The sequence below is a fragment of the Reyranella sp. genome (assembly GCF_004297405.1).
Taxonomy (GTDB): Bacteria; Pseudomonadota; Alphaproteobacteria; order Reyranellales; family Reyranellaceae; genus Reyranella.
Genome location: NZ_SCVC01000014.1, coordinates 22,070 through 40,590 on the forward strand (window position 1 = coordinate 22,070; position 18,521 = coordinate 40,590).

The 18,521-nt window shown below is 66.0% G+C and carries 17 protein-coding genes; 9 read left to right on the forward strand and 8 right to left on the reverse strand.

Translation table 11 applies throughout. The features are described from left to right. From pyrF to EPO50_RS12305, 6 genes are all read left to right on the forward strand, one after another. Positions 1 to 753, forward strand: a complete 753-nt coding sequence (gene pyrF, locus EPO50_RS12280) for an orotidine-5'-phosphate decarboxylase (protein ID WP_296344362.1) — start codon at positions 1 to 3, stop codon at positions 751 to 753. Continuing rightward, positions 750 to 1,388 carry a phosphoribosylanthranilate isomerase gene (locus EPO50_RS12285; RefSeq protein ID WP_296344364.1) on the forward strand — a complete coding sequence of 213 codons (639 nt, stop codon included), beginning with the start codon at positions 750 to 752 and terminating at the stop codon, positions 1,386 to 1,388. The genes pyrF and EPO50_RS12285 overlap by 4 nt, the downstream gene beginning before the upstream one ends. Before the next feature lie 11 nt (positions 1,389 to 1,399). Further along, positions 1,400 to 1,951, forward strand: a complete 552-nt coding sequence (locus EPO50_RS12290; protein WP_367268040.1) for a RidA family protein — start codon at positions 1,400 to 1,402, stop codon at positions 1,949 to 1,951. A 58-nt stretch (positions 1,952 to 2,009) separates the two neighbouring features. Beyond that, on the forward strand, positions 2,010 to 3,224 hold the full coding sequence (trpB, locus tag EPO50_RS12295) for a tryptophan synthase subunit beta (protein ID WP_296344366.1): 1,215 nt from the start codon (positions 2,010 to 2,012) through the stop codon (positions 3,222 to 3,224). Further along, positions 3,221 to 4,057, forward strand: a complete 837-nt coding sequence (trpA, locus tag EPO50_RS12300; RefSeq protein ID WP_296344391.1) for a tryptophan synthase subunit alpha — start codon at positions 3,221 to 3,223, stop codon at positions 4,055 to 4,057. Before trpB ends, trpA begins: the two co-directional genes overlap by 4 nt. Before the next feature lie 239 nt (positions 4,058 to 4,296). Continuing rightward, on the forward strand, positions 4,297 to 4,674 hold the full coding sequence (locus EPO50_RS12305) for a hypothetical protein (protein WP_296344367.1): 378 nt from the start codon (positions 4,297 to 4,299) through the stop codon (positions 4,672 to 4,674). A 10-nt stretch (positions 4,675 to 4,684) separates the two neighbouring features. Here EPO50_RS12305 and EPO50_RS12310 read toward each other — a convergent pair whose 3' ends face one another. Then, on the reverse strand, positions 4,685 to 5,341 hold the full coding sequence (locus tag EPO50_RS12310) for an MBL fold metallo-hydrolase (RefSeq protein ID WP_296344370.1): 657 nt from the start codon (positions 5,339 to 5,341) through the stop codon (positions 4,685 to 4,687). A 71-nt stretch (positions 5,342 to 5,412) separates the two neighbouring features. On the opposite strand from EPO50_RS12310, the gene EPO50_RS12315 reads away from it, so the two are divergent. Genes EPO50_RS12315 through EPO50_RS12325 form a run of 3 tightly spaced genes read left to right on the forward strand, consistent with a single transcriptional unit; the run spans position 5,413 to position 8,855 of the window. Next, complete coding sequence (locus tag EPO50_RS12315; protein ID WP_296344372.1) at positions 5,413 to 6,627, forward strand: D-alanyl-D-alanine carboxypeptidase family protein; 1,215 nt, start codon at positions 5,413 to 5,415, stop codon at positions 6,625 to 6,627. A gap of 37 nt (positions 6,628 to 6,664) precedes the next feature. Continuing rightward, positions 6,665 to 7,555, forward strand: a complete 891-nt coding sequence (accD, locus tag EPO50_RS12320; protein ID WP_296344373.1) for an acetyl-CoA carboxylase, carboxyltransferase subunit beta — start codon at positions 6,665 to 6,667, stop codon at positions 7,553 to 7,555. 7 nt (positions 7,556 to 7,562) lie between these two features. Then, positions 7,563 to 8,855, forward strand: coding sequence for a folylpolyglutamate synthase/dihydrofolate synthase family protein (locus tag EPO50_RS12325; RefSeq protein ID WP_367268041.1), 1,293 nt, complete (start codon positions 7,563 to 7,565; stop codon positions 8,853 to 8,855). Positions 8,856 to 8,867: 12 nt separating this feature from the next. On the opposite strand, the gene trxA is transcribed toward EPO50_RS12325, so the two are convergent. From trxA to EPO50_RS12360, 7 genes are all read right to left on the reverse strand, one after another. After that, entirely contained in the window at positions 8,868 to 9,185 is a 318-nt protein-coding gene (gene trxA, locus EPO50_RS12330) for a thioredoxin (protein WP_296344375.1), read from the reverse strand. Positions 9,186 to 9,269: 84 nt separating this feature from the next. Further along, positions 9,270 to 12,734, reverse strand: a complete 3,465-nt coding sequence (addA, locus tag EPO50_RS12335; protein ID WP_296344377.1) for a double-strand break repair helicase AddA — start codon at positions 12,732 to 12,734, stop codon at positions 9,270 to 9,272. After that, positions 12,731 to 15,667, reverse strand: coding sequence for a double-strand break repair protein AddB (addB, locus tag EPO50_RS12340; RefSeq protein ID WP_296344379.1), 2,937 nt, complete (start codon positions 15,665 to 15,667; stop codon positions 12,731 to 12,733). The genes addA and addB overlap by 4 nt, the downstream gene beginning before the upstream one ends. Then, positions 15,664 to 16,356, reverse strand: coding sequence for a nucleotidyltransferase family protein (locus EPO50_RS12345; RefSeq protein WP_296344381.1), 693 nt, complete (start codon positions 16,354 to 16,356; stop codon positions 15,664 to 15,666). Before EPO50_RS12345 ends, addB begins: the two co-directional genes overlap by 4 nt. Beyond that, the gene (locus EPO50_RS12350; RefSeq protein ID WP_296344382.1) at positions 16,353 to 17,357 is read right to left on the reverse strand and encodes a phosphotransferase; all 1,005 of its coding nucleotides are present in this window, start codon (positions 17,355 to 17,357) and stop codon (positions 16,353 to 16,355) included. The genes EPO50_RS12345 and EPO50_RS12350 overlap by 4 nt, the downstream gene beginning before the upstream one ends. Continuing rightward, complete coding sequence (gene tsaE / locus EPO50_RS12355; RefSeq protein WP_296344383.1) at positions 17,344 to 17,787, reverse strand: tRNA (adenosine(37)-N6)-threonylcarbamoyltransferase complex ATPase subunit type 1 TsaE; 444 nt, start codon at positions 17,785 to 17,787, stop codon at positions 17,344 to 17,346. Before tsaE ends, EPO50_RS12350 begins: the two co-directional genes overlap by 14 nt. 49 nt (positions 17,788 to 17,836) lie before the next feature. Beyond that, positions 17,837 to 18,521, reverse strand: a 685-nt coding sequence (locus EPO50_RS12360; RefSeq protein WP_296344385.1) for an adenosylhomocysteinase, incomplete at its 5' end; no start/stop codon positions are given.

Sequence of the window (18,521 nt, forward strand, 5' to 3'; positions counted from 1 at the left end):
ATGAAAAACCCGGCCAATCCCGTCTATTGCGGCGTCGATACCACCGATCTCATCTGGGCTGCCAAGCTTATCCAGTCCATTGCTGGAGGGCCGAAACCGGCCGTCGGCGGCATCAAGCTCGGGCTCGAATTCTTCCTGGCGCACGGCGCGCCGGGCGTTCGCTATGCCTTTCCCGAGCCGGTGCGGGCGACTGGCGTCGGCTTCTTTCTCGATCTCAAGCTGCACGACATTCCCAACACGGCGGCCGGCGGCATTCGTGCCGTGGCTGAACTGGCGCCGACCTTCATCACCATCCATTCGAGCGGCGGTCGCGACATGCTGAAGGCCGCCGTTGAAGAGGCCGGCACGCAGGCCGCCAAGCACAATGTGCCGCGGCCGAAGCTGCTGGGCGTCACGGTGCTGACCTCGCTCGACCGCGCCGACCTCGAGGCGACTGGCGTGAACGCCGATCCGTCGGACCAGGTGCTACGGCTCGCCGCGCTGGCGCGCGAGAGTGGCCTCGACGGTGTGATTTGCTCGCCGCTGGAAATCGCAGCTCTGCGCAAGCAATGCGGCCCGGATTTCGTCCTGATGGTGCCGGGTATCCGCCCCGCCGGCAGCGCCGCCAACGATCAGAAGCGGGTGATGACTCCGCGGCAGGCCGTCGATCTCGGCGCCACCAACCTGGTCGTCAGCCGGCCAATCTATCAGGCAGCCGATCCACGCGCCGCGGCCGAAGCGATCGCGCGCGAAGCCGGCGTCAACGACCTATGACCATCGAGGCCAAGATCTGCGGGCTCTCGACGCCGGAAACGCTCGATGCCGCGGTCCAGGCCGGCGCCCGCTGGGTGGGCTTCGTCACGTTTCCCAAGTCGCCCCGTCACATCGGCTCGCTCGATCTCCTGAAGGCGCTGGGTGCGAGGGTGCCGGCAAGCGTCGGGCGCGTCGGCCTGTTCGTCGATCCTGATGATGCGTTAATCGACGAGCGTCTCGCGACCGGCGCCATCGACATGCTGCAACTCCACGGGGCGGAGACACCGGATCGCGTGGCGGCGCTCAAGGCACGCACCGGCAAGCAGGTCATGAAGGTGATCAAGGTCGCCCGGCCCGAAGATGTCGAGCAAGGCATCGCAGCCTATGCCGGTGTGGCCGATCGGCTGATGTTCGATGCCGCCGATGGCACTCTGCCCGGTGGCAATGCCAAATCCTTCGACTGGACGATCCTGTCGGGCCGCAAGGTACCGCTGCCGTGGTTGCTTGCCGGCGGACTCACGCCCGACAATGTTGCCGAAGCGGTGCGCGTCACGGGCACGCCGACCGTCGACGTTTCTTCTGGCGTCGAAACGAGCCGGGGTGTGAAATCTATAGAGCTGATTCGCGCCTTCCTCGACAGGGTGAAGGCGCTCTGAGGGGGAGAGACATGAAAGTCGAGAAGCGATTGAAGGAGCTCGGCATCGAGCTCGCCAAGCCCACGACGCCGATGGGCAGCTACGTAAACGCCGTCCGCACCGGCAACCTACTCTACATGGCGGGCAAGGGACCGGGCCAGCCGGGACATCCTCTGCCCGTGGGCAAGGTCGGTCGCGATTTCACCGTCGAGGAGGCCTACGAGCATGCGCGCTCCGTTGGTCTCAGCATCATCGCGGCCATCAAGGCCGAGCTGGGCGACCTCGATCGCGTGAAGCGCATCGTCAAGGTGCTGGGCATGGTCAACGCCATCCCGGAATTCGGCCAGCAGCCCGAAGTGATCAACGGCTGCTCCGATCTCTTCGTCTCGGTGTTCGGCGAACGCGGCCGCCATGCGCGGTCGGCGGTCGGCATGGCCTCGTTGCCGCGCGGCATTCCGGTCGAAATCGAGGTGATCCTTGAGGTCGAGGATGCGCCGTCCCGGCGTGCTGCCGCCAAGCCGGCGGCTAAGCGCAAGGCCGCTCCCAAGGCCAAGAAGAAAGCGGCCAAGAAAAAGAAGAACTAGGGCTTTTGACCACCCCTGTCGGGGCTGCTAAGTCCGCCGGTCCCCGACAGGAAGAGCCATGTCCCCTTCGCCTAACAGTTTTCGCACCGGCCCCGACGAACGCGGGCATTTCGGTCTTTTTGGCGGCCGCTACGTCGCCGAAACGCTGATGCCGCTGATCCTCGAGCTGGAGAAGGCCTACAACGAGGCCAAGGCCGATCCGCAGTTCCAGGGCGAGCTGAAGTATCTCCTGTCGCAATATGCCGGCCGGCCGAGCCCGCTCTATTACGCCGAGCGGCTGACCAAGAAGCTGGGCGGCGCCAAGGTCTACCTGAAGCGCGACGAGCTGAACCACACGGGCAGCCACAAGATCAACAACGTGCTGGGCCAGGTGCTCCTGGCCAAGCGCATGGGTAAGACGCGCGTGATCGCGGAGACGGGCGCGGGCCAGCATGGCGTCGCCACGGCGACGGCCTGCGCGCTGTTCGACATTCCCTGCGTCGTGTTCATGGGCTCGGTCGACGTCGACCGCCAGGCCCCCAACGTGTTCCGCATGAAGATGCTTGGCGCGGAAGTGCGTCCGGTGAAGGCAGGGGCTGCCACGCTCAAGGATGCGATGAACGAGGCGCTGCGCGACTGGGTCGCGACCTGCGAGACGACGTTCTACTGCATCGGCACGGTGGCCGGGCCGCATCCCTATCCGGCGATGGTGCGCGACTTCCAGTGCGTGATCGGTGATGAAGTCCGCAAGCAGATGATGGAAGCCGAAGGCCGGTTGCCGGACACGCTGGTGGCATGCATCGGTGGCGGTTCGAACGCGATGGGCCTGTTCCATCCGTTCCTCGACGATTCGGGCGTGCGCATCATCGGTGTCGAAGCGGCGGGCCGTGGCATCGACAGCGGCGAGCATGCGGCTTCGCTGACAGGCGGTCGTCCCGGCGTGCTGCATGGCAATCGCACCTATCTATTGCAGGACAAGGAAGGCCAGATCACCGAGGCGCATTCGATCTCGGCCGGCCTCGACTATCCCGGCATCGGACCCGAGCATTCCTGGCTCAAGGAGAAGGGCCGCGTCGAATACGTCTCGGCGACCGACGACGAGGCAGTCGAGGCGTTCCAGCTCCTGTGCAAGATCGAGGGCATCATTCCCGCGCTCGAATCGGCCCATGCGCTGGCGCACACGCTCAAGCTCGCGCCGAGCCTGCCCAAGGACAATCTGCTGGTGATGAATCTTTCAGGTCGCGGCGACAAGGACGTCCCGCAGATCGCCGCGCGTTTGGGGGTCGAGATCTGATGAGCCGCATCGAGAAGCGCTTCGCCCAGCTCAAGGCCGACAAGCGCGCCGGCCTTGTGACCTATATCACTGCTGGCGATCCCAATGCCGAAGTCGGTTACCAGATACTGAAGGGCCTGCCAGCAGCAGGCGCCGACCTGATCGAGCTCGGCATGCCGTTCACCGATCCGATGGCCGATGGCCCGTCGATCCAGCTCGCCGGCCAGCGGGCGCTGAAGGCCGGCATCACAGTCGACGTGACCTTCGACATGGTGCGTCGCTTCCGCAAGGAGACCGGCGACAACGACACGCCGATCCTGCTGATGGGCTACTACAACCTGGTCTATCAGCGCGGCGCCGAACGCTTCTGCAAGGAGGCTGCTGCCGCTGGCATCGACGGCTTCATTCTGGTCGATCTGCCGCCGGAGGAAGCCGACGAACTGAAGCCGCACGCCGTGGCCAACGGTCTCGATACGGTGCTCCTGACGGCGCCTACGACCGACGACAAGCGTCTGCCGGCGGTGCTGAAGTATTCTTCAGGCTTCGTCTATTTCGTCTCAGTGCTCGGCATCACCGGCACCACGTCGGCGTCGGAAGAGGCGGTGCGCACGCATGTCGAGCGCATCAAGCGCCACACCAAGCTGCCGGTGGGCGTGGGCTTCGGCATCAAGACGCCGGATCAGGCCGCCGCCATCGCGCGCCATGCCGATGCCGCGGTGGTGGGCTCCGCCATCGTCGATCGCGTGAAGGCGGGCCTCGACGACAACGGCAAGGCCAAGCCCGACCTCGTGCCGGGCGTCTTCGCCTACATCAAGGCGCTGGCGGACGGCGTGCGCGGCGTGCGGAAGGCCTGAGCGGCGGCCTTCACGACCCGGCAGTGAGCGCAGAGCACGAACGGCCCTGGCAACCGCTCACGCCAGATGAAGTAGCGGCGATCTTCGCGTCGGCACCGTTCCCTTGGTGGATCGCCGGCGGCTACGCCCTCGAGCACTTCGTCGGCAGGCCACTAAGGCCTCACGGTGATATCGACATCCTCTTGCTGCACGCGGACCATGCCGCCGTTCGGATGTTGTTGGCGAGGTGGGATTGCCGGATGGCCGATCCGCCCGGCACCTTGCGGCCCTGGAGAGACGGCGACGCGCTGCCTTCGCAGGTGTCGGACGTGTGGTGCCGCGAGCATGGCGGGCCGTGGCGATTTCAGTTGATGCTCGACGATAGCGAGGGCGCTCTCTGGCGTTCTCGACGTTGTACAGCCGTTACCAGACCAGTCGTCGAACTCGGCTCGCTCGATCCCAAGGGCATTCCCTTCCTCGCTCCCGAGGTTCAGCTTTTCTACAAAGCCAAAGCACCTCGATCCAAAGACGAAGTCGATTTCGCGGCGGCGTGGCCATTGTTGAATGCGCCGCAGAAAGAGTGGCTGCGGCAGGCGATCGTCGCAGCCTATGGCCGGGACCATGCCTGGCTGAGGTAGAGGGCGACCTTCACTCGTCGTCGTCGAAGTTGAGATCGGCGACGAACGGGTTGGTCTTGCGTTCCCAACCGAAGGTCGAGGTCTGGCCGTGACCGGGCACGAAGGTGATGTCGTCGCCCAAGGGCCACAGGCGCTTGCGGATCGAGGTCAGGAGCTGGTCGTGGTTGCCGCGTGGAAAGTCCGTACGGCCGATCGAGCCGCGGAACAGCACGTCACCGACGAAGGCCACCTTCGAAGGCTTGTGCACGAATACGACATGGCCCGGCGTGTGGCCGGGGCAATGCACGACATCGAACGTGAGGTTGCCGAGCTCGACGGACTCGCCATTGGTCAGCCAGCGGTCGGGCACGAACGGCTTGTAGGCCGGGAAGTTGTACTTGCGGCCGGAGTCCGGCAGGCCCTCGATCAGGAACAGATCGTCCTCGTGCGGCCCCTCGATCTTGACCCCGTAATGCTCGGCCATGGTGCCGGCCGCCGAGGCATGGTCGACATGGCCGTGGGTCAGCAGCACCTTGGTGATCTTGATGCCCTGCTCGGCAATGGCCTGTTGCAGCATGTCGAAGTCGCCGCCGGGATCGACGGCGGTGCCTTCCATGGTTTCATCGCACCAGATGATGGAGCAGTTTTGCTGAAACGGGGTGACGGGGGCGATCATGACCTTGAGCATCCATTTGATCTAATGCCTCCCGCCGGCGCGTGGAAGGGCGTATGCTGTCGCCCCCTCGAGTGTCGGTGACAATGAACGTGCGTCTTTTGTTGTGCCTTCTGGGGCTGGTAGGCCTCCTGACGGCGCCCGCCCGGGCCCAGATCGCCACCGTGGCATCGCCCTCGGGGCCCGTGCCGGCCGGTCCTTACCTCGCCGTCGATGTTGCCACCGGCGAAGTCCTGGTGGAACGCAACGCCGGCATCTCCTGGCAGCCGGCCTCACTCACCAAGATGATGACGATTTACCTCGTCTTCGAGGAATTGAAGGCTGGCCGCCTGCAGCTCGGGTCGACACTGGCCTTCACGGAGAATGCCCGGGCAAAGCCCGCCTCCAAGCTGGTATTGGCCGCCGGCCAGTCGGTCACGGTCGAGCAGGGGCTGCAGGCGCTGGTAGCGCGCTCCGCCAACGACGTCGCCACGGCCTTCGCCGAACGCCTCTCGGGATCCGAGCCCGCCTTCGCGCAGCGCATGACGGAAACCGCGGTACGTCTCGGCATGACGGCGACGCAATTCCGCAATGCCAATGGGCTGCCGGACGGTGCGCAGCAGACCACGGCGCGCGACATGGCGATCCTGGCCCTCGCCCTGATCAAGGACTTCCCGCAGTACTACAGCTACTTCCGGACCCAGGAATTCTATCTCGGCAAGACCAAGGTCGGCCCCGGCCTCAAGTTCCTCGATCTCTATGCGCCTTATGCCGATGGCCTGAAGACTGGCTTCGTCTGCGCCTCCGGCTTCAACATCGTGGGCAGCGCCGTGCGCGACGGCCGCCGGCTCGTTGCCGTGGCTTTCGGCTTCCGGCGTGGCGATCTCCGCGATGAATTCCTGGTGCGCCTGTTCGACGAGGCCTTTGCGCTCAAGACCGGCGGCAGCCGTCAGAAGGTCTGGCAGTTGCGCAATGGTGGCAATGGGCCGGCGATGGTGCTGCCTTATGGTGAGTGCGGCACGATTCGTTACGACATGCCGGGTGATGCGGTGTGGCTCGGCACCTATGGTGACTGGAGGGCTGCGAAAAATGTGTTCGACGCTGGCCAAGCGCGGCTGGGCACGATGGGCTCCGCCACGCTCGGCAAGGAGTACATCCTCCCTGTCACGTCGAACAAGGTGACCCGACAGGCCGCCATCATCGCCGATCTCGAGCCCGCTGCTGCGCAGAAGCTCTGCGCCGACTACCACGCGCGGAAATCTTTCTGTGAAGTGAAGAAACCTGGGGACTTCATGGCGCCGTTTTCCGGGTTCTGGCGCTGAGCTTGGCCGCCATGGGCATTCGTGCGATACCGCCGCCATGAATTGGCTGACCAATTTCGTCCGTCCGAAGCTGCGCGCCCTGGTCGCCCGCAAGGAGACGCCGGACAATCTCTGGGTGAAATGTCCCAAGTGCGAACAGATGCTGTTCACGCGCGATTGGGAAGCCAACCAGGAAGTCTGCAATCATTGCGGCCATCACATGCGGCTTAGGCCGCTGAAGCGTCTGCCGCACATCTTCGACGAAGGCAAATACGAGTTGCATCCGCTGCCGCGGGTGCCCGTCGACCCTCTGAAGTTCCGCGACACCAAGCGCTACGACGCCAAGCTCAAGGAAGCGCAGGCCAGCGCGGAGGGTTCGACAGATGCGCTGGTCGTGTCGAGCGGCCTGATGGGCAGCCGTCTCACCATCGTGGCACTGCTCGATTTCGGCTTCATGGGCGGCTCCATGGGTACGGCCGTGGGCGAAGGGCTGGTGATGGCGGCTGATCTGGCGGTCGCCCGCAAGGCGCCGCTGATCGTCTTCTCCTCCTCGGGTGGCGCGCGCATGCAGGAGGGCATCCTCTCGCTTATGCAGCTCACGCGCACCACCATCGCCGTGCGCAAGGTGAAGGGCGCGGGGCTTCCGTACATCGTGGTGCTGACCGATCCGACGACCGGTGGCGTCTCGGCCTCGTTCGCCATGCTGGGCGACGTCCATCTCGCCGAGCCCGGAGCGCTAATCGGCTTCGCCGGCCCGCGCGTCATTCAGGACACGATCCGCCAGGAACTGCCGGAAGGCTTCCAGCGCTCCGAGTATCTGTTCGAGCATGGCATGGTCGATGCCGTCGTCCATCGCCACAAGCTGCGCGAGACCTTGATCCGCATGGTCTCGCTGTTCATGGATCCTCTCATCGCCGAAGGCCGCGGCCTGGCCGTCGCCGGCCGCTGAGCCGCCCGTGAGTGACGCCATTGTCCAGCGTCTGATGAGTCACCATCCGAGGGTGATCACCCTCGGGCTGGAGCGCATCGAACGCCTGTTGAAAGCCCTCGGCTCGCCTGAAAAGAAGCTGCCGCCGCTCGTCCATGTCGCCGGCACCAACGGCAAGGGCTCCCTCGTCGCCTATCTGCGGGCAATGGCCGAGGCCGCCGGTTATCGCGTGCACGTCTACACCTCGCCGCATCTGGTCCGCTTCAACGAGCGGATCAGGATTGCCGGTCAGCTGATCGAGGATGACGATCTCGACGACCTGCTGACCGAATGCGAAGAGGCCAATGGCGACACGCCGATTTCTTTCTTCGACATCACGACGGCGCTCGCGTTCCTGGCGTTCTCGCGTGTGCCGGCCGAACTCGGCATCATCGAGGTGGGCATGGGTGGCCGCTTCGACAGCACCAACGTGATCGAACCCGCTTTGTCGGCCATCACACCGGTCGGCTACGACCACACGGGCTTTCTGGGCGACAAGCTCGAAGGCATCGCCTGGGAGAAGGCGGGCATCATCAAGCGCGCGATACCCGCCGTGATCGGCCGTCAGCGCGAGGTGAGTGCACAGGTCATCGAGACCGAGGCGGCCAAGCTCGCGGCGCCCTTGTTTCGCATGGGTCGGGAGTGGCAGGTGACGCCGCAGGAATCCGGCTTCAGCTATGAAAGCGATCTCCTCACCCTCGATCTGCCCGCACCCGCGCTGGTGGGAGTACACCAGATCGATAACGCTGCGACCGCCGTCGCCTGCATCGAGCGTCTGCGGGCGGCGCGCTTCGACATTGGCGACACCGCGATCCGCAAGGGGCTCGCGTCCGTAGAGTGGCCGGCGCGCCTGCAACGTCTCACAAAGGGGCCGCTGGCAGGCTCGCTGCCGCCCGGCTGCGAACTCTGGCTCGATGGCGGCCACAATGAGGATTGTGGCATCGTGCTCGGCCGCATGGCGGCGGAATGGGCAAAGGAGCCGGCAGCGCTGCCGCTCTATCTCATCTTCGCCATGCAGACGACCAAGGACGCCTCGGGCTTCCTGCGGCCGCTCGCGCGCTACGCCACGGCGGCGCGCGCAGTGCCGTTCCCCGAAGGCCACGCGGCCTACACGCCGCAAGAGGCTTGCGCGAAGGCAGCCGATGTCGGTCTTGATTGCGCGCCCGCAAACGATATCGGCGCGGCGCTGGAAGACCTGTTGGCCACCCAGCCCGCGCCGATGCGCATTCTCATCTGTGGTTCGCTCTACCTCGCGGGCCAGATCTTGGTCCGCAACAGCTGAGCACCGTACCGATCAGACGACGGTGTTGATCCAGCTCACCAGCTTCTGCTTCGGTTCGGCGCCGATCTTGGTCGCGGCGACCTGGCCGTTCTTGAACAGCAGAAGGGTCGGGATCGAACGAACGCCGTAGCGCGTCGGCGCCATCGGATTCTCGTCGATGTTGACCTTCACGACCTTGAGCTTGCCGTCCATCTCCTTGGCGATGTCTTCCAGCGACGGACCGATCATGCGGCAGGGGCCGCACCATTCAGCCCAGAAGTCGACGAGGACGGGCGTGTCGGATTTCAGGACTTCCTGCTCGAAGGAAGCATCGGTTGCTTTAACGGTCATATGGGTTCTCCCGAAAACACTACAGGCCGGTCGATGGACCGGCGCCGCCCTTGGTCCTCAAGCTAGGAACCGGGGGCCTGCAAGTCAAGATGCCGAGGCGTAAGGCATTGAATTGTCTAGGGTTTCTGCAGAAATCTCCATGAGGCGGGGAGCCGCTGTCCACAGCAGAAATGCACGCACCGTGCGGCCGGGATAGATGCCCTGCAGCAGGGCTCGGTAGAGGGCGAGCTGGCGGCGATAGGCGAGCGGTACGCCATCGGCGGATTGCGGCGGCGGCCGGTTGGTCTTGAAGTCGACGATCAGCACCGCTTGCTCCGAGACCGCGAGACGGTCGACCTGGCCACTGACGGTGAAGGTGCCGCGCGACGTCCTCACGGTGCCGATCAGGGGGACCTCCGCACGCGAGCCTTCGGCGAACAGAGCGGCGTGCTCGGGGGCCTCCGTGACGGCCAGCGCCTCGTCGGCCCAGCGTTCGACATCCTCCGCCGCGAGGTCATTCGCCGGCTGCGCCAGGAAGTGACGGGCGGCAGCGGCGCGCTCCGAGGATGGCAAGGCCGGCAGGTGGCGCAGCAGTTCGTGCAGCAGCAGACCGCGTTGCCAGCGCCGCGGATCGTCGGTCGCCAAGGGGCTGAAGGAGCGCGGCTCGGAGACCGCCTCGTCGGGCAAAGGTTGCGAGGGGGCCAGCGGCGTCGGCGGATCGGGCTCCGCCGGTGCGGGCATACGTGTCCAGTCCTCAAGCTTGGCAGCAGCCTCGAACGGCAACTCGCGCTGTTCCGGCTCTTTGATGTGTCCTTCGTTCGAGAGCTCGAAGCCGTCACCGGTCCAGCCGGCGTCCGGTAGCAGCGTCGTGAAATCGAAGCTGTGTGGCGTAGCCTGCAGGCGCCCGCGATCGGAGGCCTCGCTGCTGGCCTGCAGGCCCGCGGCAATGCGATCGTACCAGCAACCGGGATCCTGCCGGCGCGTGCCGATCCAGCCGCCGACGTAGAGGCGGTCCTCGGCCCGGGTCATGGCGACATAGAGCAGGCGATTTTGCTCCTGCAGGGAACGCCTGCGTACTTCGGCGCGCCACTCCCGTGCCGCCTCGTTGGCATCGTCGGTGCGCGGCAGCCAGAGCCGCGTGTTGCCATCTTCCGCAGCCAGCAGCCGCTCCGAATCGCGCGGCACGCGGGTCGTATCGGGCAAGTAGACGATTGGCGCCTGCAGGCCCTTCGAGGCATGCACGGTGAGGATGCGCACCTCGCGCCGGCGGTTGGCATCGAGGTCACGCTTGATCTCACTACCGCCCGCCTCGAACCAGCGCAGAAAGCCTTGCAACGAACTCGCCTCGACGCGCTGGTACTGCAACGCACGCGCCAGCAGCTCATCGATCGGATCGGAAGCCTCGTGGCCCAGCCTCTCCAGCAGGCGACGACGACCGCCCTCCGGACCGAGGGCTTGGGCGAAGAAGTCGAACGGCGTCGTGAAATCGGCACGCGCCAGCCATTTCGAGAGAAGCGCATAGGCCTGCGCGAAGGCGGGTTCTGTCGCGTGCTCGCGCAACGACCGCCAGAGATGCCCCGAGCGTCGCCAGGCCAAGGTGAAGAGCTCTTCCTCGTCGAGGCCGACCAGTGGCGACTTCAAGAGGCATGCGAGGTTGAGATCGTCCTGCGGCAGCAGCACGAAACGCGCCATCGCCAGCAGATCCTGGATGGCGAGTTCTTCGCCGAGATTCAGCCGGTCGACACCCGCGACCGCGATGTTGGCCTGCTTCAGGGCGCGCACCAACGCGTTGACGAAGGCATTGCGGCGGCGGACCAGCACCATGAAGTGCCCTTCATGCAGCAGCTCGCCGTCGCGGGCGCGTCGCTCCTTGCCGATCAGGCTGCCGGCATGGGCCGCGATCAGGCGGGCGAGCCTGTCGTGCGGCGGCAGCATCGAATCGCGCGGGGCATCGAAGTCGGTCGTGTCGGTTTCGGTCTTCTCGGCGGCGACCAGCGGCCACAGCTCGACCTTGCCGGGCTCGGTCTTGCGGCTGGCGAAGTGCTGCACCTCGAGGTCCGGTTGGGCGACGCCCTCGGCGGCTTCGTCGAGGCTGAACACCCAGTCGACGGCGTCGAGCACGGCCGGCGTCGAACGGAACGAGACGGTGAGCTGGATCGGTACGAAGGGCTTCTGCGCGATGTCGCTCTTCTCGGCGAACTGGTGCCGCATCTCGGCGAGCTTGCGCGGATCGGCGCGCTGAAAGCCGAAGATCGACTGCTTGGTGTCGCCGACCGCGAAGATGGTGCGTTGCCGGTCGACTGCGCCTTCGCCGACGAAGAATTCCTCGGTGAGCTGGCGGATCACTTCCCACTGGTCGGGGTTGGTGTCCTGCGCCTCGTCGACCAGCACATGGTCGATGCCACCATCGAGCTTGTAGAGCACCCAGGAGGCGCTGCCGGCGCCTTCGAGCAGCCGACGGGTGGCGACAATCAGATCGTCATAGTCGAGCACTGCCCGCCGTTGCTTGGCTTTGCCGTATCGCTGCGTGATGTCGAGACCGAGCCGCAACAGCGCCACTGTGAGTTCGACCAAGGTCGAGCCACGGGCATAGTTCATCGCCAGCCCTAGCCGCTCGGCCTCATCGCGCAACACGGCGTCGATATCCGACATCAGCTTGATCACCGCCTTGGTAGCCAGCGTCTTGCGCAGATCGCCCTTCTCCGTGAAGTAGGCCGGCGCATAATCATCGAGCACCGCGTCGCGGTCCGGTGCGTCGAGCCAGGCGGCAATCCGACGGGCTCGTTCTGCATCCTGCTTGCCGCCACTGGCCAGCGCCGACACAGCCGCCCGCAGAGATTTTTCATCCGGCGTCGTTTCGATCGGCTGGTCGCATCCCAGTTGCTTCGCCAGGCGTCGGCGCAGCCGGTCCAGCCCATCGTTGCCGGCGAGGCGTGCCAACAGCCAGGCCCGCTCGGTCAGGAGCTTGCCCATCAGCTCGGCATACTCAGCGATCGAGATTCGCCCGGCGACGGTCGCCAGTGCCGCGCTCAACTCCTGTGGCGCGTCCGGCTGGGCCAGAGACTCGATCTGGTCGTCCTGCGCCTGACGCAGCAGGCTGGCCGCTTCGGCTTCATCCATCACTTCGAAGCCCGGCGCCACGCCGGCTTCCAGCGGAAAGCGCTTCAGCAGCGCCTGACAGAAAGCGTGAATGGTTAGAATATTGATGCCACCCGGCGCATCGAGCACGCGCGCGAACAGTCGACGCGCCAATACTTTCTGCTCTGCCTGTGGCGCCGTATCGATCAGTTTGGTGATTCCCTCGGCCAGGGTCGCATCGTCGGCCATCGCCCAGCGTCCGAGTTGGCTGGCGAGACGATTGCGCATCTCGGCCGCCGCCGCCTTGGTGAAGGTCAGGCAGAGGATACGCTCGGGACGGACGCCAGCCAGCAGCAGCCGCGTCACGCGATCCGTGAGGACCTTGGTCTTGCCGGTGCCGGCATTGGCCTCGACCCAGGCGGAATGACCGGGCGTCGTCGCCTTGCGCTGCTCGCCGCTGGCAAAGGCGACTGGATCGAACGCGTCGCTCATTCCTCGCCTCCGCCCGATGTCGACCATTCGGCGGCGCGCTCGAGATGGGCGTAGTCGTTGAAGTGCGGGATGAACTCGGGCCACGGCAGAGCTTCATAAGGCGTCGCGGGATTGCCGAAGTGCGCCACCATCCTGGCGACCAGTGCCATCATCTTCGGTACCAGCTCGTCGCTTGCCTTGATCTCCTTCACAGCACCGCCGTCGCCGAGGCCGTTGGCCTGCCAATAGGAGAGATGCACGGCGCGCGCCTTCCCCTCGATCTTCTCGAAGCCGCCATGCTCGGCCATCGCCGCCTCGAGCAGGAGCTGCGGCGCAAACAGCCCTTCGAGCTCCTTGGGCGAGGGCACCCGGCCGGTCTTGTAGTCGATGATTTCCCAGCCGCCGGGTTCGGTTTCATCGATACGGTCGGCGCGTCCCCTAATGGTGAGTCCGCCGACCTCGATCGAACCATCGGTCTCGCCCGCCAAGAATCTGGTACCGGCGGCGCGGCGTGCATTCTCGGTGGCGATGAACCAGCGGGCCAATCGTTGGAAGCGCGGCCACCAGAAAGCCCGTTCGGCTGGCGCGGCGAGGACGGCTTCGAGGTGCCTTTCGCCCATTTGTTCGAAGAGCCGCAACGCATCGGATGGCAGCAAGCCCGACGGATAGGTCTTGAGGAATTCATCGAGTGCAGCATGCAGGCTCGAACCGCGTTCGGCCGCGCCCAGCTCCTGTTCCAGCGGATCGAGTGCTTTGAGATTGAGGATGCGACGTGCGTAGAGTCCGTAGGGGTCGCGCCGCCATTGTTCGATGTCCGATACGGTGAGGCGCGTCGGTCGCGACTCGATCGGTGGGGTCGGCAGCGGTCGTGACCGCGGCTTGTAGTGATCCGACGAATCGAGCTTCTCGGCCCAAGCGAGATAACTGCGCCGGCCGCGCTGGATGTATTCCGGTGCAGGCGCGCCGCTTTCGGGATCGTACCCGAACAAGGCATCGAGCCGCGCCAGCCAACGCGACGGTACGGTAGGCGCGCCGCCTTCACGCTCGGCCCTCGTCAGCAGCACGCGCTCCGCGGCCAGGGCTGAGGCAAAATCGTGCGCCGACAGACCGATGCGGCGCTCGGGCTGTGGCAGGCCGAGCGCGGTGCGCATGGGCCGGTTGATCCAGGGCCCAGTTTCGACCGAGGGCGGCCAGGTGCCTTCGTTCAACCCGCCGAGGATGAGGAGATCAGCGCGCTGTAAGCGTGCTTCCAGCGGTCCCCAGATTGCCAACCGCGGATGTCTGCCGAAGCGCGGCCGGATCGTTTCCGTCGCGAGCATGGTTGCGAGCAAGGCGGGCCATTCGCCACCAGAGATCGCCGGCTGTCCGGTCCATGCGGTGCGGAGCCGGGCGAGTGCCTCGGCCAGTGCTTCCCCTGCTTCGCCAGACCACAGTGTTTCGCCGGGCGTTAGTTTTTCGGCGGCGGCAAGCGTTGCATCGAGCAACATATGCGGAGCAGCACCATCGGCCATCAGCGTGACGAGCTCTCGTACGGCAGCGTCGACACGGTCGATCAGGTCGATGACCTGCACCCGGTCCGCGGCGTCGCCGAATTTCTTCTCGCCGATCAGAGCTTGCAGCGCATCCAGCCCTGGTGCCGGTTTCAGTCCGCGCAAGACCTTGCGGTCGAGGCGGCGTGTAGCGTCGAGCAACGCAGGGCGCGACAGGCCAACCGAGCAGAGCGGATGCTTCAGCAGCGCCAACAGGTCGACCGGCGCGAAGCCCGAGTCGACGGCCGTCACTAGCGCCCGCAGCAAGGTCGCCGGTGGTGTATCGGCAAGCGGTTGGCCGGCCGAATCGTCGACCTCGATATCCCAGCGCCGCAGTTCGGCGGCGACGCGGCGGGCAAGGTCACGGTCCGGTGTCACGAGCGCTGCTGTGCGCGTGCTGGTCTCGAGCGCCTGGCGCAAAGCCAGGGCGATCACCAGAGCCTCTTGATGGGGCGTCGCGCAATCGGCGCGCGTCACATGATCGAGCGCGGCCGCACTGGGACGAGTCCAGATTTCGCTGGTCTCCGCCGGCCGCATCAGTTCGGTGATCAATTGCCGGCGCGCCGCGTCGCCGGGACTGCCCGGCCAATCGGGTACTGTGTGGCGTTCGAGTTTCAAGGCGGCGAGCAGCTCACGCAGACCGAATTGAGGATGGCTGGGCTCGAGCTTGGCCCAGCTCTCGTCGTCCATCTCGCGATCGAGACCGGGCAGCACGACGACGCCCCGCGGCAGGCCGGCGATGACCGACAGGAGTTCGCGGGTAGCCGGTTGCGAACCGGTCGACCCTGCGGCGATCACTTGCGTCGCCGGTGGCTTCTCGCGCCAGCGCTCGGCTTGCAATCGTATCGAGCGCGTGCGGCGGTCGAGGGCGTCGATCTGGCCACGGTCGGCCAGAATGGCAGGCCAATGCTCGCCGACGATGGCCAGGAAGCGCAGCGTGCGCTGCCAATGGCTGGCGAAGTTGCCTTCGACCAAGGTCTCCAGCTTCTCGAACGGCACGCCGTCGATTGCCAGCTCGTCGAGCAGGCTAGCGAGTTCGCGGGCGAGCTTGAGCGCCTGTGCCGCCGACTGGGCGATTGGCTGATCCTGCTCGTCCTTGAAGCGGGAGACCAGCAGGGCGAGCAACGCTTCGCGCTCAGCTGGCTCGATCGCCGGAGGGAGGGCGAGCGCGGTGCCGTCGCCAGAGGCAATCTCCCAATCGCCGTCGTCGACATCGCCCAGAGGGGCCATGCGCGGCAACAATGTCGGTTTGCCGTCGGCGGCGCGCAGGAAGGCCTCGCGCAGGGCGCGCACCGAACGCCGAGTCGGCACCAGGATCAGCATGTCGGCCAAGGCCAACGGATCGTCGCCTTGTTCGGCCAGCACACCGCGCGCCAGCTCGTCGGCAAAGCGCCGGTCGATGCCGATCGAGAAAACGCCTTTCATCCCAGCACGCGTTCGGCTTCGGCCAGCGCCTGCGGCGTGCCGATGTGGAACCACTGGCCGTCATGTACCAGCGCATGAAGCCGGCCGGCCTGCTCGGCGCGCGTCCACAACTTCACCAAGGAGAAGGGACCTTCGGACGAGCCCTGGAACAGGCGCGCATCGCAGATCGAGATGCTGGCGAAAAGATACGGCGCGGTCTCGGCCGTACCGCGATGGCGCGCCCGGCCGTCGGGTTCGAGATAGTAGTCGCCGCGACCGCTCTCCTCGTGGCCGATAGCTGTCGCCAGCGGATGCAGCAGCAACAACGCGTCCATGCGGCGTGGGTCCCAAGCCGCTTCGAGACGGCCCAACATCGCGCTTTCGCCGTCGCGCCACAGCCCGTCGCCGTTCACCACGAAGAACGGTCCGTTGCCCAGTAGTGGCAGCGCATTGCGCACGCTGCCGCCGGTGTCCAGCAGCCGGTCCTCCTGGATGATCCGGGCGCGGCCGCGCAGGCGGTCGGCGATCTGGCCGCCAAGATGATGAACATTGACCACGATGTTCTGAACGCCATGGCGTTGCAGACGATCCATCGATCGTTCGAGCATCGAGCGGCCCGCCACCGGGATCAGCGGCTTGGGCGTGGAGTCGGTCAGCGGCCGCATGCGTTCGCCGCGACCAGCCGCCAGGATCATCGCCGTACGGATCATGGTGCACCGAAGTGGCGAAGGGGAGGAGGCAGCATCCGGTCGACCCAGCTCCGCAGGGGTGTCAGGGCTTCGTGCTGCAGCGCGTGCTCGAACATGCGCCACACACGCGGCAGATACTGCAGATAGTCCGGTTTGCCGTCGCGCTTCAGCAATCGCACGAACACGCCGATGATCCGGGCATGACGCTGCGCCGCCATCACAGCGAAGCCGGTGCGAAAGCCCGCGGCGTCGGCGATGCCCGCGCCGCCGATATAGCGATCGAGGCAGGCGGTCTGCACGTCCGGCGCCACGTCGCGGCGCGCATCCTCGATCAGCGAGACGAGGTCGTAGGAAGGGTGGCCGCGCTGGGCATCCTGGAAGTCGAGCAGGCCACAGGCCTTCACGCCGGGCCGCGCCGGCAGCCAGAGCAGATTGTCCTTGTGGTAGTCGCGCAGCAGCAGCGCATCGTCGGTGGCGGGCAGCGCCGCCAGGCATTCCCGCCAGGCTGCGATGTAGCGCGCAGTCTCTTCTGGGGGCGTCGGCTTGCCGGTTGCCGCCGGCAGATACCATTCCGGCAGCAGCATCGCCGCCTCGATCAGGGCGTCGCCCGTATAGGCGCCGATGTCCGGCAGCGCGGTGGGGTCGCCGGCCCGGTAGAGTTCCACCAGCACATCGGTGGCGCGCCGATAGAGTTCGCCCTCGTCGCCACCGGCCGCCAGCACGCGCGCGTAGGTGTCGTCACCGAAATCCTCCAGCAGCAAGAACCCGTGTTCAGGATCTTCGGCCAGGATCTGTGGTGCGCTGAGGCCGAGGCCGATCAGGTACCGTGCGACCCGCACGAAGAGCCGTACATCCTCCTGCGGCGGCGGGGCATCCATGACGACCGCGGATTCGCGGGGCCGGATCAGTCGGTAGTATTTGCGGAACGAGGCATCACCGGCCAGCAGGCGTTCGCCGGCATTGCCCCAGCCGGCGGTGCGCACGAACTCGGCGCGCAATCGATTGCGTTCAGACGTCGCCAAAACGGGCCTCTCCCTCAAGTGTAGCGCGCCGTCCTTCGCCCTCGATGGCGAGGCGGACGGTGAGCCGGTCGCGCGGCAGCAGTGCCCCGAGCCGCTCCGCCCATTCGACCAGCGCCACGCCCTCGGCGCGCGCGTCTTCCCAGCCCAGTTCAAACACCTGCTCGGGCTGCTCCAGGCGATAGAGATCGAAGTGCCACCACGAGGCGCCGGGCGTCTCGTAGATTTCGACCAGGGTAAAGGTTGGGCTGGGTACGATCAGTGCCGGGTCGCCCGCCGCGGCACGCAGAATGGCGCGGGCGAGCGTCGTTTTGCCGGCGCCCAGGTCGCCTTCGAGGGCCACGACGTCGCGCGGCCTGAGGCGGGCGGCCAGGGCGGCGCCCAGCCGCTCGGTCGCAGCTTCATCGGCAAGGGGCAAAGAAAAAGTCGGCATCTTTCGATGCCGACTTTTAGCATGTACGCCCCTGTGGGCAGTTAGAAGGCTAGTAGCGGTAGAGGTCGCCCTTGAAGGGGCCGGCCTCGGGCACGCCGATGTACTTGGCCTGGTCCGGACGGAGCTTGGTGAGCTTGGCGCCAACCTTCTCGAGGTGGAGCGCCGCGACCTTCTCGTCGAGGAACTTGGGCAGCGTGTAGACCTGCTTCTCGTACTTGCCCGGGTTGGTCCAGATTTCGACCTGGGCCAGGGTCTGGTTCGAGAACGAGGCCGACATCACGAAGCTCGGATGGCCGGTGGCGTTGCCGAGGTTCACCAGGCGACCTTCCGACAGCACGATGATGCGCTTGCCGTCGGGGAACTCGACCTCGTCGACCTGCGGCTTCACGTTGTGCCACTTGAAGTTACGCAGGCTGGCGATCTGGATCTCGCTGTCGAAGTGGCCGATGTTGCAGATGATGGCGCGGTGCTTCATCGCCTTCATGTGGTCGAGCGTCAGCACGTCGACGTTGCCGGTGGCGGTGACGAAGATGTCGGCCTTGGGGGCCGCCTCTTCCATCGTGACGACCTCGTAGCCTTCCATCGCCGCCTGCAGGGCGCAGATCGGATCGACCTCGGAGACCATGACGCGGCAGCCGGCCTGGCGCAGCGAGGCGGCCGAGCCCTTGCCGACGTCGCCGAAGCCCGCGACCATCGCCACCTTGCCCGACATCATCACGTCGGTGCCGCGGCGG

Coding starts and splice junctions, on each gene's coding strand:
- pyrF (WP_296344362.1), top strand. CDS start 1: ATGAAAAACCCGGCCAATCCCGTCTATTGCGGCGTCGATACCACCGAT.
- EPO50_RS12285 (WP_296344364.1), top strand. CDS start 750: ATGACCATCGAGGCCAAGATCTGCGGGCTCTCGACGCCGGAAACGCTC.
- EPO50_RS12290 (WP_367268040.1), top strand. CDS start 1,400: ATGAAAGTCGAGAAGCGATTGAAGGAGCTCGGCATCGAGCTCGCCAAG.
- trpB (WP_296344366.1), top strand. CDS start 2,010: ATGTCCCCTTCGCCTAACAGTTTTCGCACCGGCCCCGACGAACGCGGG.
- EPO50_RS12305 (WP_296344367.1), top strand. CDS start 4,297: ATGGCCGATCCGCCCGGCACCTTGCGGCCCTGGAGAGACGGCGACGCG.
- EPO50_RS12310 (WP_296344370.1), bottom strand. CDS start 5,341: ATGCTCAAGGTCATGATCGCCCCCGTCACCCCGTTTCAGCAAAACTGC.
- EPO50_RS12315 (WP_296344372.1), top strand. CDS start 5,413: ATGAACGTGCGTCTTTTGTTGTGCCTTCTGGGGCTGGTAGGCCTCCTG.
- accD (WP_296344373.1), top strand. CDS start 6,665: ATGAATTGGCTGACCAATTTCGTCCGTCCGAAGCTGCGCGCCCTGGTC.
- trxA (WP_296344375.1), bottom strand. CDS start 9,185: ATGACCGTTAAAGCAACCGATGCTTCCTTCGAGCAGGAAGTCCTGAAA.
- addA (WP_296344377.1), bottom strand. CDS start 12,734: ATGAGCGACGCGTTCGATCCAGTCGCCTTTGCCAGCGGCGAGCAGCGC.
- addB (WP_296344379.1), bottom strand. CDS start 15,667: ATGAAAGGCGTTTTCTCGATCGGCATCGACCGGCGCTTTGCCGACGAG.
- EPO50_RS12345 (WP_296344381.1), bottom strand. CDS start 16,356: ATGATCCGTACGGCGATGATCCTGGCGGCTGGTCGCGGCGAACGCATG.
- tsaE (WP_296344383.1), bottom strand. CDS start 17,787: ATGCCGACTTTTTCTTTGCCCCTTGCCGATGAAGCTGCGACCGAGCGG.